The following is a 13,101-nucleotide window of genomic DNA, read 5'->3' as shown; positions in this document are numbered from 1 at the left end:
ATTATGAATAAAGAAAATTTAGATCAATTTTTTGCGCACGTCTCAGACGAAATCACTACGGTACCGAATGAAGTTCGCCGCTTGTTTCATGGGCGGGGAAGGAAATGGCAAGGATTAGAACAACTCACTTGTGATTGGTTGCAGGGTCAGCTGATCGTCAGTTTGTTTAAAGACGTTGACCAAGAGTTTTTGCATAGCTTGCGAACAGGTTTATTACGTTTCTCTCAACAAAATCTTTGGAAAGAAAAGAAAGGAACGGCAATTTTACTGCAACATCGATACCAAAATGGTGCTCCTGCTGAAGTGATTTTAGGTCAGTTAGAGGTTCAACCCGTTGTGGTAGAAAGTGGTCTTAGATTCAAACTCGATCTTGGTAGAAATCAAAACTCTGGCTTGTTTCTAGATATGCGATATGGTCGCAATTGGGTTAAAAAAAATGCGGAAAAAAAACGCATCCTTAACCTTTTTGCGTACACCTGTGGTTTTTCTGTCGCAGCGATTGAAGGCGGTGCTGAAAAAGTGGTGAATGTTGATATGGCCAAAGCGTCTTTGAGTAAAGGGCGAGATAACCATAGACTCAATAACCATGATTTGAGCAAGGTGAGTTTCTTGGCTCATGATATATTCAAATCTTGGGGTAAGATCCGCAAAAATGGCCCTTATGACCTGATTGTCATTGACCCACCTTCGTTTCAAAAAGGAAGCTTTGCTCTTACCAAAGACTATAAAAAAATATTGAGAAGACTACCGGAGTTGCTTGCTGATAACGGTGAAGTCTTGGCCTGTGTGAACTCACCGTCTGTAACGCCGGAATTTTTGATAGAGAGCATGAGTGAAGAGGCGTCTCAGTTTGAGTTTATAGAACGCTTAGAAAACCCACCTGAATTTTCTGATGTGGATGAACTATCTAGTTTAAAAGCACTGCTATTCAAATAGAAAACAGAATGATATTGGGTTTATTACGTTGGAAATTTTAAAAAATAGAGAGTTAAAATGAATAAAGTACTAGATAGATTCTTACATTATGTTGCATTTGATACCCAGTCTAATGGCGATAACAGTGCTTGTCCAAGTACCCCAGGGCAATTGGTGCTAGCGGAACAGATCAAGCTAGAGATGGAGCAGATAGGTTTAGAGAGTGTCACCTTAGATAACAACGGTTACTTAATGGCGTCATTGCCTTCGAATGTTAGCCATGATGTGGCGCCTATTGGGTTTATCGCACACATGGATACGGCGCCTGATGAATCTGGTAAAGATGTAAAACCACAACTAATTAAAAATTATCAAGGTGGTGATATAAAACTTGGAACCAGCGGTGAAAAGCTTTCGCCGACACAATATCCAGACATGGAAAAACTTATTGGTCATGACTTTGTTACTACTGATGGAACGACATTATTAGGCGCTGATAATAAAGCTGGCATAGCTGAAATTCTTACCGCGATGGAAGTATTGATAAACCATCCTGAAATCAAACATGGTGATATTAAAATTGGTTTTACCCCAGATGAAGAGATAGGCCGTGGTGCTAATCTTTTCGATGTGGAAAAATTTGGTGCTAAATGGGCTTATACCATTGACGGCGGTTACATTGGCGAACTTGAGTATGAAAACTTTAACGCCAGCTCTGCGAAGGTTATTTGTCACGGTGTGAGCGTTCACCCAGGTACAGCAAAAGACAAACTGGTTAACTCTATGAACATCGCGGCTCAGTTCCAAATGAGTATGCCGGCGGATGAGACTCCGGAATGCACAGATGGATATGAAGGTTTCTATCATTTGGGTTCGATCAAATCTAGCATCGCACGTACCGAGTTAAAATATATCGTAAGAGATTTTGATCGAGCTGGTTTAGAGTCACGTAAAGCGTACATAAAATCTAAAGTAGAACAGATGAATAACGCCTTGCCGAAAGGTCGGGTATCCCTAGAGCTAGTGGATAGTTACTTCAATATGAAGGAGATGGTAGAGCCTCATCCTCATATTATTAATATTGCCAAGCAGTCGATGATAGAGTGTGATGTTGCCCCTCATATATGCCCTATCAGGGGTGGTACCGATGGTGCTCGTCTCTCTTTTATGGGCCTGCCTTGTCCAAATGTCTTCACAGGTGGGTATAACTTCCACGGAATTCATGAATTCGTTACCGTGCAAGGCATGAAAAAAGCAGTCGAAGTTATTGTTAAAATTGCAGAAAATACTGCAAAAAAATAGTTCTAACACCTTGTAACTTGTAGGTACTCACGAAAGTGGATACCTACAAGGTGGAAACAAAGGGTTGACTCAAAACTCAGGTCTCAAGATCTTCGTGTTTTTTTAGTGTGGTATATCCGGCCCAAATTCGGTTTGTGGTGGTAATCCAACAGAGTGTGCCAAATACATACGCTATTTGAGCAAAGTAATCTGGGAATAGACAAAAAATCACAAAGCATGCAATGGTTTCGGTGCCTTCTGTTAATCCCGCCATGTAATAAAGAGATTTATTTTTGTAAACTGGATTTTCTATATCCCTTTTTCCTGCCATTACTGCGAATGCGAGAAAACTCGACCCTGTCCCAATAAATGAGAAGATAAGAAATGCCCCTGCGATTGCGTTTTGTTCCGCGTTAGCTAATACAAACCCAAAGGGGATAAGCGAGTAAAATAGGAAATCCAAGCTGATGTCTAAGAAACCACCGGAATCGCTAATGCCTTGGATTCGAGCAAGTGCACCATCTAACCCATCACAAAGACGATTCAAAATCACGAAAACTAACGCAAGATCGTATTGCTGAAATATAAGACTAGGCAAGGCCAAACAGCCTAACATAAATCCAAATAGAGTAGTTTGGTCTGCAGTAACGTTAAACTTGTGTAACCCTTTGGCGGTTAGCTCCAACGGCATTTTTAGAATTTTGATACTAAACCTATCTAGCATGCTTATTGACTCCAGGGCCAGCGTAAACACTGACTATTTGATGGTACATCTGATTCGTCATGGGTAACGAGTAGCGCCGGTACCTTCGCATGAGCAAGTTGTTCAAACACCCAGTCTCGAAACTGCTCTCTAAGTTCTTTATCCAATTTACTAAATGGTTCATCTAGCAACACGAGCTTAGGCTTTGCAAGGAGCATACGAACGAGACTTATCCTTGCTCTCTGGCCGCCGGATATCTGTTGTGGCATTGAGTTTGCCAGTGAAAACAATCCAACATTTTCAAGCGCGGCATAAGCTTGTTGACGTCTATGTTCTGACTTAACTGAGTTTGGCAAAGCAAAAGCAAGGTTTTCCCAAACGGAAAGATGAGGGAATAGTAGGTCGTCTTGAAAGAGAATACCAACCTCTCTTTGATGAGCAGGGAGGTCGCTGATACAAATGCTATTTAGTGTGAAGTTGCCATCGAAAGAAAACTCGTCGGTTAGGTGACCAGCTATCATATTCAGTAGCGTCGACTTACCACATCCACTAGGCCCCATAAGCGTTAACACTTCACCGGGTTTTACTTCTATGTTTAAGGGGGTAAATAGAGCCACCTTATTTCTGTTAGAGATGGTGAGGTTTTTTAGACAAAGGCTCATTAAATATATGTTTCCTAATTGGTGTTAGCCCTTTTCTTTGAAGGCGATTGAGTACGAATGCAAAAGTGAAAAATAGTAGTGGCAATATTGCTTGCCACAACGCATAGATCGCCATGACTCGTCTATCCGATCCGCTTGACAGAGCAACGGCTTCCGTTGTTATCGTGATTACTCGTCCAGAACCAAGCATCAATGTAGGCAAATATTGGGCTAAACTGACACCAGCACCAACAGCCCACGCAAAACTTATTGCAGGAAATAATATGGGCATTTTAACCTTAAACCAAACCTGCCAAGGCGTCTTCCCTAGGCTCAGTGCTGTTTGACTATAGCCGTCATTATAGCTGCGCCACGGGCCATCTAATGCGAGATAAACGTATGGAAAAGCGAAAAATATGTGCGACCAGACCACCCAAAACAGTGGCATACTCACGTTGATATAAAGGGTAGAGACTTGAAGCCCAAATAGTAGCGATAACTGAGGTACGAGCATAGGTGTTGCAATAATCAGATTGGGAATGCGTAAACGGTACCTCTTTTTATATTCGTGCGCGATTAATGCAAATATCAACGCTAAAGAAGCCGATACCAACGCAATAAAAAGACTGGTATTTATTGTTGCAATCACAGCATCCCATTCTTGTTGCCAAAAACGGTGACTAAATTGAGACGGAAGAAGATCGGGGAAACGCCATCGTTGGGCAACAGACCATAGAAGCGTGATCGGCAGTATCAGTATATTAATCAACGCAACTACTAAAAATAATGTCATACCGCGCAATTGAAAACCAGCCCTACCGGAAATCTGCCATGTTCGTCGTTTCCGCACGATTAGATGCTCTAACCACTTTGTCAAAAGAATTAAAACGGTGCAAACAATAAACAAAATGACCGCACCTGCAGCGGCTCTAGGGAAAAGCGTTAAATCGGGCTCTGAGAACCACTGCCAAACCAACACCGCGAATGTAGGGGGATTCGTTGGACCCAAAATTAAACTCATATCTACCACCGAGGCACTGTAGGCGATAATAGCCAAAAGAGAGAATCGAATTTTAGTTAACCACTGAGGTAATACACACTTCCACCAGAACTGGGCTTGAGAGTAACCTAAACTGGTGGCAACCTTATAGGATTCTTCCAGCTTTAACTGCTGAGTAATTGGGATACTCATTAACAATAAGAAAGGCAGTTCTTTTAGCGCTAAAGCGAGAGCTAACCCTATACCATTTTGGTCATTAACGAGGTATGAAAAATCGCTATTGCCCAGTATAGGTGACAGAATTCGAGCGGCTATCCCTGTCGGTGAGAATAAGAACGCAAAACCAATAGCAAAAGCAATATGAGGAACCGCAAGCAGAGGGGCCAAGCTACTCGTTACCCACTTCCAAGCGCGCGTATTCCAAGTTGTTTGCAATACGGCAAAGGTTATAAAGCAAGCTAGATAACTACTGGTTAAAGAGGTGAATACCGTGAGGTATAGGGACCGTGTCACGCCACTCCATGCGAATACGTCTGCAAACCCTTTCAAAGTGACTTCAGAGAGCCCGAGCGAAGGAATATAGCTAAGTGCAGACAGAACGACTCCCAACACACCAGGTATGATGGGAGCAATACAGATAAGAATCACAAAGCTATAGAATAGGCGTAACATAATCAGTTACTGGTTTCCGTAACGTTTTAACCACTCGGCTTCAAGCGCCGTTTGCCAACTTGGGTGTGGTTCATCAATTGATTTAAAGAGCTTGGTATTTTTTGCGGAGCCTGTAAGGTATTGATTGGACAACACAGAAGGATCCCCCCAGACTTTCAAATCACCTTTACGTGACTGAGCTTCTGGGCTAAGCAAAAAGTTAATTGCAATCAGAGCACCTTCCTTCGCGGTAGCATTCCATGGAATAGCGAGAAAGTGGATATTAGATAACGCACCAGCATCCAGTGCGTACGTTTTGGTCGTTTCGGCAAGTGTACCATTCGCTTGTGCAGAAAAAACGGCATTTGGGTTAAACGTTATCGCGAGATCTAATTGTCGATCATCCAGTAGTTGCATGGTTTCAGATGAGCCTGCAGGAAACTGTTTACCTTCCCGCCAGGCCGTTTTATGAAACTCATCAAGGTATTGCCATAGTGGTTGGGTAACGATGGCAAAGTCAGCTTCGTTTACTGGTTGAGAAAGTGATTTATCCCCATTTGTTAGCTCGATAAGAAGTGCCTTTAGGAAGCTGGTTCCATGAAACGAAGGTGGTTTCGGATAGCTAACTCGATTAGGAAAAGCTTTGCTGTAGCTAAGCAGTTCGGCAAACGAGGTGGGTGGATTGTTCAACGTGGTGCTGTCGTGAATAAAGACGAGCTGCCCGACACCCCAAGGTGCTTCTAGGCCATTGGTTGGTTCGGAAAAGTCAAAATCAATAGGTAGGGATTTATCAACGAACTCCCAACTCGGCAGTGATTGAGTAAAAGGTCCATATAAAAGATCACTGTTCTTCATGGACTTAAAGTTTTCACCATTTATCCAAACCATATCAACACTGCCACCGCTATTCTTATCGGCGGTTTTTTCGGCTAACAAAAGAGAGGTAGTCTTGGATATATCGGTCACTTTTACGTGATTGAAATTAATACCGTAACGGCTTTTAAGTTCTTTTCCTGTCCATTTGAGGTAGGCATTTATTTCCTGACTGCCACCCCAAGCATGAAAGTAGACATCTTGACCTTTGGCTTTTGTTTCGATGTCTTGCCATGATGATGAAGCAGAATAAGCGGTTGAGCTTATTAAAGCAGTGGTAATAAAGAGAGCAGTAGTCTTCATTGGATTCCTTTCTTTGAGCGTCGGTCTATACGGCCATTTTACTTATTTTATTAAAATAGACGCGTTACATTAACAATATAGCTGAGTAGACCGGAGGTTTATTACTTTTCATTCATTATGAAGTAAAAAGAATGAATTCGCTAAAGAAATAAGTGGTTAAACATGGGGTTAACTGACGGTGTTGCAATAGGTTTAGGCAAGGCTACCCTCTCAGATTTCCTTTATAAAGAGGAGCTAGAGAGGGATAGATACGATGAGTTTGTTACTATTACTCTTTTGTTTCTTCAGATAAGGCAGTACAGGTATCGATTGAAATTATCTGCTCGACAAGAAGTTGACCTCGTTCGCTGCGGATTTTGATATTATAAATGACGCCATGTACTAAGTTCGCTTTTACTTCACTATTTGAGCAGTAGTAGCTAACACTCTTTTCTATAAGCTGCTGTGGTGGGACCGAGCCTTCACTGTTATAAATCATCATTAACTCAACGACGCTGCCTTTGGCTTTCGCTTGCATAACCGTCAATGGTCCATGTTCAATTGGCAGATTGTTAGAAAGAATAGAGGCTCTATGGGCGGCAATGGCTTCTACTTGACGTTCTTTATCCGCAGTAGCACTACAGGCCGCTAGGGTCATTATAAATAAGCCACTTATCACTAATTTAGAAAAATTATCTTTCATAACTAAAGTACTTTTTTGAATGGTTTGACGATGACTTTTTCATAGACACCTGCGTCGATATATGGGTCTGTATCAGCCCATTGTTGAGCGTCTTGCAATGACGGGAAGTCAGCGATAACGGTTGAACCAGTAAACCCCGCTTCTCCTGGATTCTCTGAGTCAATGGCTGGCATTGGTCCTGCAGTTAACAAACGACCCTCATCTCTAAGAGCCTGTAAGCGAGCTAAATGCATCTCCCTTGCTGACATGCGTTTTTCTAATGAATTTTCAACATCTTGAGAAAAAATAACATACCACATATAAAACGTCTCCTTGTTGACATGAATAAGGACCACTGTACTAAATCAATTGGGTCTGTGTGAAATTTAACGGAAAGAATGTGAATTAATATCTACTATTTGTCTATTTTCTTTACTGGTCTAGGGCGGCCGTTGCTGTCGATAGCAACATAGTTAAAGGTCGCTTCACAAACCTGATATCGATCACCTATACCATCGACATTGACAGGTTTTACCCAAACCTGCAGATTAATCGACATTGATGTACGGCCTATTTTCGTACACTCACCGTGGCAACAGACCACATCGCCTACCGCGACGGGGGCTTTAAATGTGATGCTAGAAACAGAGACAGTAACGACACGGCCAAACGAAATTTCTTTTGCTAATATGGCGCCGGCCAGATCAAGTTGGGACATAATCCAACCACCAAATATATCACCATTGGCGTTAGTATCTGCTGGCATCGCAAGGGTTCGAAGTAGCATCTGCCCTCGAGGGTTTTCATCAGTTTTGTTGCTCATTTATGACTTCCAATATAACGCCCTCGCATTTGAGATACGAGGGGATAATGATTTATTTCGACTCTTCTTTCGGAAGGTGCTTATAGATATAGATACCCGTTAAGAGGGTAAAGCCAAATGTGGCGGCAAGCAAACCAAATACTTTAAAATTCACCCAAACATCAAGGGGTAAACTGAAAGCCACATAGATATTTAACAGTGCACAAAGTGCGAAAAACACCATCCAAGCCCAGTTGATTTTTGCCCAAACGGCGTCAGGCAATGATATCTCTTTACCGAGCATTCCTTTGATTACTGGCTTTCCCATTAGGTGCGTGACGAGCAATCCTAGAGAAAATAAAGAGTAAACAATGGTTACCTTCCACTTGATGAAGTTGTCGTCGTGGAAAAAGAGTGTCATACCACCAAACACAGCCACTATTGCAAACGTAATTAATTGCATTTTTTCTACTTTTTTATAAAGAAAGTAGGTTAATACGATTTGAATAGCCGTAGCCACTATCAATGCACCGGTAGCGACATAGATGTCGTACATTTTGTAGAGCGCGAAAAATATAATTAATGGAATAAAATCAATAAGTTGTTTCATTTAATACTAATATGTCACATAAAGATGACTCATAGTCTACCCAATTTATTGCCAATGCTAAATAGCGACGTAAGATCTGGATACAAAAATGACCGCTAATGCGGTCATTTTACAGAACTAAATCATTGTAACGAGCTTAACGCTCGATAGGTATTACTGTTCAACCATCGCCTTTCATCTGAATTTTTAGATGAAGGCTAACTTATTGTATTGTCGCCGCTTTCATCGGCGTAATAAATGCAGCCAGTTCAGCGAGCATTTTATCCGGATTGTCTACATTGGTTTCAATGATTTTCACAACAGCAGACCCAGAAATAGCACCGGCGGCACCGGCGGCAACCGCCTCTTTAACCTGCTCTGGTTGAGAGATACCAAAACCAAGTAGAGCAGGGGGGGCATCATATTGATTAAGACGTTCCATCAGATGAGAAACGGGCATGTTTGCTTTTGTTTCAGCGCCTGTTACACCAGAACGAGACAGTAGATAGGTATATCCGCCGCCAAGCTCTGCCACAGCTTGAAGTGTCTCGTCGCTTGCTGTCGGTGGCGCGATGAAGATAGGCTTCACGCCGTATTTTCTTGCCGCTTCGGTAAACTCGGCACTTTCATTAGTTGGTACGTCTGCAATGAGAACAGAGTCTATACCCGCTTCCGAACAATGCTTGTAAAAACTGTCTATACCTCGAGCGAAAACCAAGTTAGCGTACATCAGTAACCCGATAGGTAATTCAGGGTGTTTGGCGCGTATCTTGCCAATCAACTCAAAACAGATACTGGGTGTCACTCCAGATTCCAGTGCGCGCATATTCGCACCCTGAATGGTTGGCCCATCCGCTAAAGGATCCGAAAAGGGAATGCCTAGTTCTAACGCATCAGCGCCTGCATCTACGAGGGTTTCCATTATCTGTAGAGACAGTTCAGGGTTTGGGTCGCCTACGGTGACGAATGGGACAAAAGCCCCTTCATTCTTATCGGCTAAGCGCTGGAAAAGTAATTGATAGCGATCCATTACAAGGCTCCTTTTGATTCTAATATATCGTGAACAGTGAAGATATCTTTGTCGCCTCGACCGGACAAATTGACCACCAATAACTGTTCTTCATCTGGGTTGTTTCTCACCATTTTTAATGCGTGAGCAAGGGCGTGTGCCGATTCAAGTGCGGGGATAATACCTTCGCTTCTTGCCAGTTCTTGGAATGCTTCCAAAGCTTCGTCGTCCGTAACGGAATCATATTCAGCGCGACCGGTCGCGTGGAGATGCGCGTGCTGTGGCCCTACGGATGGGAAGTCCAAGCCTGCTGAAACGGAGTAAGATTCTTCGATTTGGCCGTTTTCATCTTGCATTAATGGCGATTTCATACCGAAGTAGATACCGGTTTTTCCATGCCTCAGAGGGGCACCGTGTTGGTTTGTATCGATGCCTTTGCCTGCGGGTTCTACACCAATCAACCTTACATTCGGTTCTTCGATGAAATCTGCAAACATACCGATAGCGTTTGAGCCACCGCCAACGCATGCGATCAGTGCATCAGGTAATCGCCCTTCACGGGCTAAAATTTGGTTCTTGGTCTCTTCACCGATAATGCGTTGGAATTCGCGCACAATAGTTGGAAATGGATGAGGTCCAGCAGCAGTACCTAACAGGTAGTGTGCATCTTCATAGGTTGCAGACCAGTCACGCAGCGCTTCATTACACGCGTCTTTTAATGTAGATGAACCTGAATGGACAGGAATGACGGTTGCCCCCATGAGTTTCATTCTGAACACATTAGGACTTTGACGTTCAATATCCTTTGCACCCATATAAACGCGACACTTTAGGTTAAGCAGGGCACAAGCCAGAGCTGTCGCGACGCCGTGTTGCCCCGCGCCCGTTTCTGCGATTATCTCTTTTTTACCCATACGCTTGGCAAGCAATGCCTGACCAAGAACTTGGTTGGTTTTATGCGCGCCACCGTGTAATAAGTCTTCACGTTTTAGGTAAAGTTTAGACTTGGTTCCTTTCGTCAAGTTACGTGTCAGAGTAAGTGCCGTTGGTCGGCCAGCATACTCCTGAAGTAACGTCATAAATTCCGCCTGAAACTCGGGGTCATTCTGTGATTTGATAAACTCGTCTTCTAGCTGATCCAGAGCGGGTACCAAGATTTGTGGTACGTATTGCCCACCATACTCACCAAAATAGGCGTCTAATTTAGCCATGATAATTCCTCACAATCTTAATAATTTTTAATTTCTGTAAATGCTTGCTTAACGAGTTCTGGATCTTTTTTCCCGGGTGCAGATTCAACGCCAGAATTAAGGTCTAAACCAAGGCAACCTAACGCGGCCGCTTGTTTAACATTTTGCGGTGAAAGTCCACCTGCTAGCATGATGTCATTGGTTGAGCTAATCAACGACCAGTCAAAGCTCTGTCCTGTGCCACCAGACTGAGTACCCACCTTGCTATCGAGTAGGTGACGTGACACGTCTGATGTTATTAGTTCTGGTATAGAGTCAGTGACACCATACGCTTTCCATATAGCACAGTCATCGGATAATTTTTCTCTAATAGCCGATATGTAGGCTTGGTTTTCGTCGCCATGTAGCTGCACGGCTGCTAGCTTGAGTGTATTCGCAATATCGACAACGAAGTCTTGCGATTGGTTTTGAAAGACACCGACGTAATTGAGCGGCGCACCACTCATGACTAACCGTGCGGCCTCCAAGTCAACCTTGCGCTTCGATTTTTCGGCAAAGATAAGCCCGCCATATACTGCTCCAGCTTGATAAACGACGGCAGCATCATTGGCATGGGTTAATCCGCACACTTTGTTATCTCCAAGCAACACGCTGCGTACGGTAAGCTCAAGATTATCTTTAGCCATCAGTGAACTGCCGATTAAAAATCCAGTAGCGTATTGTGTCAGCGCTCTAACTTGCTGGTTGGTATAGATACCAGACTCAGAAATAATCGTTGTTCCTTTTGGCAATAACGGCGCGAGTTCGCGAGTTCGATTTAAGTCGGTAGAGAGATCCCTTAGATTTCGGTTATTGATACCAACTACTTTTGCTTTTAAGGCAATAGCACGGTTTACCTCTTCCTCATTACTGGTCTCCGTTAATATTCCAAGGCCAAGAGAATGGGCGACTTCAGCAAGCTCTACATACTCTTCGTCATTAAGAACAGAAAGCATCAGCAATATGGCATCGGCATTGTAATGACGGGCGAGGTAGACCTGATAGGTGTCTATCATAAAATCTTTACACAAGATGGGTTGTGGTGCCTGTGAACGGACCTGAGGTAGAAAATCAAAGCTCCCTTGAAAATACTTCTCATCGGTCAATACTGAAATCGCACTGGCATGGTTAGCATAGACTGAGGCAATATAGTCGAGGTCAAAGTCGTTTCTAATGAGCCCTTTTGATGGCGAAGCCTTCTTACATTCAAGAATAAATGCCGTCTTGTCCTTTGACAGCGCAGCATAAAAATCACGATCAGAAGGGATAAGCTGATCCTTGAATGTCGATAATGGTTGAGATGCTTTTCTTTCTTTAACCCACACTCGTTTATCTCGAACTATGTTGGCGAGTACTTCTGCCATTTCACGATTCTGTTTAGTGATATGTTCAGACATATTTAGCCTCTTTCTGCCAATTGTTTAACAAGTTCGTAAGCCTTTCCTGAGTTCATTGCTTCGATTGCTTTTTGTGTGTTTACTTTTAAATCCTCTTGACCAAAAAGTCGGAGCAACAATGCGACATTTACGGCAACCGCAGAAACCTGTGCTTCAGTGCCTTTGCCCGTTAGTATGTCGGTAATAATGGTTCGATTCTCTTCGGGTTCGCCACCTTTGATGGCTTCGAGTGGGTGTGTATTTACACCGAAATCTGATGGTGACAACGTGTATTCAGTTATTTTTCCATCGATGATCTCTGCGACCATGGTTTCGCCATGAATGGCCACTTCGTCTAAGCCACTACCGTGCACAACTGCAGCGCGTTTCAACCCCATCTTAGCGATAGTTTCTGCGATTGGACGAACCAGCGCTGCATCGTAAACACCCATTAACTCAATGGGTGGACGGGCAGGGTTAATGAGGGGACCAAGGATATTAAATATAGTGCGTGTTTTCATCGCTTGCCTAACTGGCATCGCATGGCGGACGCCACCGTGATACTGAGGAGCAAACAAGAAGGCAACGCCTAAATCATCCACTGCTTTAGCGGTATCTTCTGCGCTCATCGCTAGATTTATGCCAAACGAGTCAAGTAAATCTGACGAACCTGATTTACTTGAGACACCGCGGTTGCCGTGTTTTGCGACCTTTACCCCACAAGCCGCGGCGACAAACGCCGCTGTCGTTGAGATATTAATGGTATTTGAACCATCACCACCGGTACCTACGATATCAGCAAAGTCGTATTCTGGACGAGGGAATGGGCTGGCATTTGCCAGTAATGCAGACGCCGCCCCAGCGATTTCGTCTGGTGTTTCCCCTTTGATTTTTAAAGCGGTCAGCACTGCGGCGAGCAACATTGGGTCCATTTCACCCTTGATGATTGAATCGAACAGGCTGTGGCTTTCGTCTTGAGTCAAGGAAACTTGATCATATAGTTTGTTAATTATTGTTTGCATGGTAATTCCTTCAAAATTCTTCAATATTATTGCCGTTGCGATGCTC

At 43.4% G+C, this 13,101-nt stretch carries 14 protein-coding genes; 2 read left to right on the top strand and 12 right to left on the bottom strand.

What is annotated here, in order from left to right; all coding sequences use genetic code 11:
- Positions 1 to 3 precede the first annotated feature (3 nt).
- Positions 4 to 936: a class I SAM-dependent methyltransferase gene (locus tag AACW90_RS12590; RefSeq protein ID WP_390234906.1), complete on the top strand. Its 933-nt coding sequence runs from the start codon at positions 4 to 6 to the stop codon at positions 934 to 936.
- A gap of 57 nt (positions 937 to 993) precedes the next feature.
- Positions 994 to 2,217 (top strand): peptidase T, encoded by a 1,224-nt coding sequence (gene pepT, locus AACW90_RS12585; protein WP_390234904.1) that lies wholly within the window; start codon positions 994 to 996, stop codon positions 2,215 to 2,217.
- 76 nt (positions 2,218 to 2,293) lie between these two features.
- Here the strand turns inward: pepT and AACW90_RS12580 are convergent, their stop codons facing one another.
- From AACW90_RS12580 to trpD, 12 genes are all read right to left on the bottom strand, one after another.
- Positions 2,294 to 2,920, bottom strand: coding sequence for a CDP-alcohol phosphatidyltransferase family protein (locus tag AACW90_RS12580; RefSeq protein ID WP_390234902.1), 627 nt, complete (start codon positions 2,918 to 2,920; stop codon positions 2,294 to 2,296).
- Between the two features lie 2 nt (positions 2,921 to 2,922).
- A complete protein-coding gene (locus tag AACW90_RS12575; RefSeq protein WP_390234900.1) occupies positions 2,923 to 3,561 on the bottom strand; it encodes an ATP-binding cassette domain-containing protein in 639 nt (212 codons plus the stop codon).
- Entirely contained in the window at positions 3,527 to 5,212 is a 1,686-nt protein-coding gene (locus tag AACW90_RS12570) for an ABC transporter permease (protein WP_390234897.1), read from the bottom strand. Before AACW90_RS12570 ends, AACW90_RS12575 begins: the two co-directional genes overlap by 35 nt.
- A gap of 6 nt (positions 5,213 to 5,218) precedes the next feature.
- Positions 5,219 to 6,367 carry an ABC transporter substrate-binding protein gene (locus AACW90_RS12565; RefSeq protein ID WP_390234895.1) on the bottom strand — a complete coding sequence of 383 codons (1,149 nt, stop codon included), beginning with the start codon at positions 6,365 to 6,367 and terminating at the stop codon, positions 5,219 to 5,221.
- Positions 6,368 to 6,635: 268 nt separating this feature from the next.
- Positions 6,636 to 7,049 (bottom strand): GspS/AspS pilotin family protein, encoded by a 414-nt coding sequence (locus AACW90_RS12560; RefSeq protein WP_390234893.1) that lies wholly within the window; start codon positions 7,047 to 7,049, stop codon positions 6,636 to 6,638.
- Positions 7,050 to 7,051: 2 nt separating this feature from the next.
- A complete protein-coding gene (locus AACW90_RS12555; RefSeq protein ID WP_275136337.1) occupies positions 7,052 to 7,348 on the bottom strand; it encodes a YciI family protein in 297 nt (98 codons plus the stop codon).
- Between the two features lie 95 nt (positions 7,349 to 7,443).
- Positions 7,444 to 7,851 carry an acyl-CoA thioester hydrolase YciA gene (yciA, locus tag AACW90_RS12550; protein ID WP_195702999.1) on the bottom strand — a complete coding sequence of 136 codons (408 nt, stop codon included), beginning with the start codon at positions 7,849 to 7,851 and terminating at the stop codon, positions 7,444 to 7,446.
- A 52-nt stretch (positions 7,852 to 7,903) separates the two neighbouring features.
- Complete coding sequence (locus AACW90_RS12545) at positions 7,904 to 8,440, bottom strand: septation protein A (protein WP_390234890.1); 537 nt, start codon at positions 8,438 to 8,440, stop codon at positions 7,904 to 7,906.
- Between the two features lie 202 nt (positions 8,441 to 8,642).
- Positions 8,643 to 9,449, bottom strand: coding sequence for a tryptophan synthase subunit alpha (gene trpA, locus AACW90_RS12540; RefSeq protein WP_390234888.1), 807 nt, complete (start codon positions 9,447 to 9,449; stop codon positions 8,643 to 8,645).
- Complete coding sequence (gene trpB, locus AACW90_RS12535) at positions 9,449 to 10,639, bottom strand: tryptophan synthase subunit beta (RefSeq protein ID WP_390234886.1); 1,191 nt, start codon at positions 10,637 to 10,639, stop codon at positions 9,449 to 9,451. Before trpB ends, trpA begins: the two co-directional genes overlap by 1 nt.
- 17 nt (positions 10,640 to 10,656) lie before the next feature.
- Positions 10,657 to 12,054 (bottom strand): bifunctional indole-3-glycerol-phosphate synthase TrpC/phosphoribosylanthranilate isomerase TrpF, encoded by a 1,398-nt coding sequence (trpCF, locus tag AACW90_RS12530; protein ID WP_390234883.1) that lies wholly within the window; start codon positions 12,052 to 12,054, stop codon positions 10,657 to 10,659.
- 2 nt (positions 12,055 to 12,056) lie between these two features.
- Positions 12,057 to 13,055, bottom strand: coding sequence for an anthranilate phosphoribosyltransferase (gene trpD, locus AACW90_RS12525; protein WP_390234881.1), 999 nt, complete (start codon positions 13,053 to 13,055; stop codon positions 12,057 to 12,059).
- Positions 13,056 to 13,101: the final 46 nt, after the last annotated feature.

It is taken from the genome of Vibrio frigidus, assembly GCF_042465995.1.
Taxonomy (GTDB): Bacteria; Pseudomonadota; Gammaproteobacteria; order Enterobacterales; family Vibrionaceae; genus Vibrio.
The sequence above is the reverse complement of the archived record's forward strand: the minus strand, read 5'-3'. Positions and strand labels throughout refer to the sequence as shown.

Coding starts and splice junctions, on each gene's coding strand:
- trpCF (WP_390234883.1), bottom strand. CDS start 12,054: ATGTCTGAACATATCACTAAACAGAATCGTGAAATGGCAGAAGTACTC.
- AACW90_RS12570 (WP_390234897.1), bottom strand. CDS start 5,212: ATGTTACGCCTATTCTATAGCTTTGTGATTCTTATCTGTATTGCTCCC.
- AACW90_RS12580 (WP_390234902.1), bottom strand. CDS start 2,920: ATGCTAGATAGGTTTAGTATCAAAATTCTAAAAATGCCGTTGGAGCTA.
- trpB (WP_390234886.1), bottom strand. CDS start 10,639: ATGGCTAAATTAGACGCCTATTTTGGTGAGTATGGTGGGCAATACGTA.
- pepT (WP_390234904.1), top strand. CDS start 994: ATGAATAAAGTACTAGATAGATTCTTACATTATGTTGCATTTGATACC.
- trpA (WP_390234888.1), bottom strand. CDS start 9,449: ATGGATCGCTATCAATTACTTTTCCAGCGCTTAGCCGATAAGAATGAA.
- AACW90_RS12545 (WP_390234890.1), bottom strand. CDS start 8,440: ATGAAACAACTTATTGATTTTATTCCATTAATTATATTTTTCGCGCTC.
- AACW90_RS12565 (WP_390234895.1), bottom strand. CDS start 6,367: ATGAAGACTACTGCTCTCTTTATTACCACTGCTTTAATAAGCTCAACC.
- yciA (WP_195702999.1), bottom strand. CDS start 7,851: ATGAGCAACAAAACTGATGAAAACCCTCGAGGGCAGATGCTACTTCGA.
- AACW90_RS12560 (WP_390234893.1), bottom strand. CDS start 7,049: ATGAAAGATAATTTTTCTAAATTAGTGATAAGTGGCTTATTTATAATG.
- AACW90_RS12575 (WP_390234900.1), bottom strand. CDS start 3,561: ATGAGCCTTTGTCTAAAAAACCTCACCATCTCTAACAGAAATAAGGTG.
- AACW90_RS12555 (WP_275136337.1), bottom strand. CDS start 7,348: ATGTGGTATGTTATTTTTTCTCAAGATGTTGAAAATTCATTAGAAAAA.
- trpD (WP_390234881.1), bottom strand. CDS start 13,055: ATGCAAACAATAATTAACAAACTATATGATCAAGTTTCCTTGACTCAA.
- AACW90_RS12590 (WP_390234906.1), top strand. CDS start 4: ATGAATAAAGAAAATTTAGATCAATTTTTTGCGCACGTCTCAGACGAA.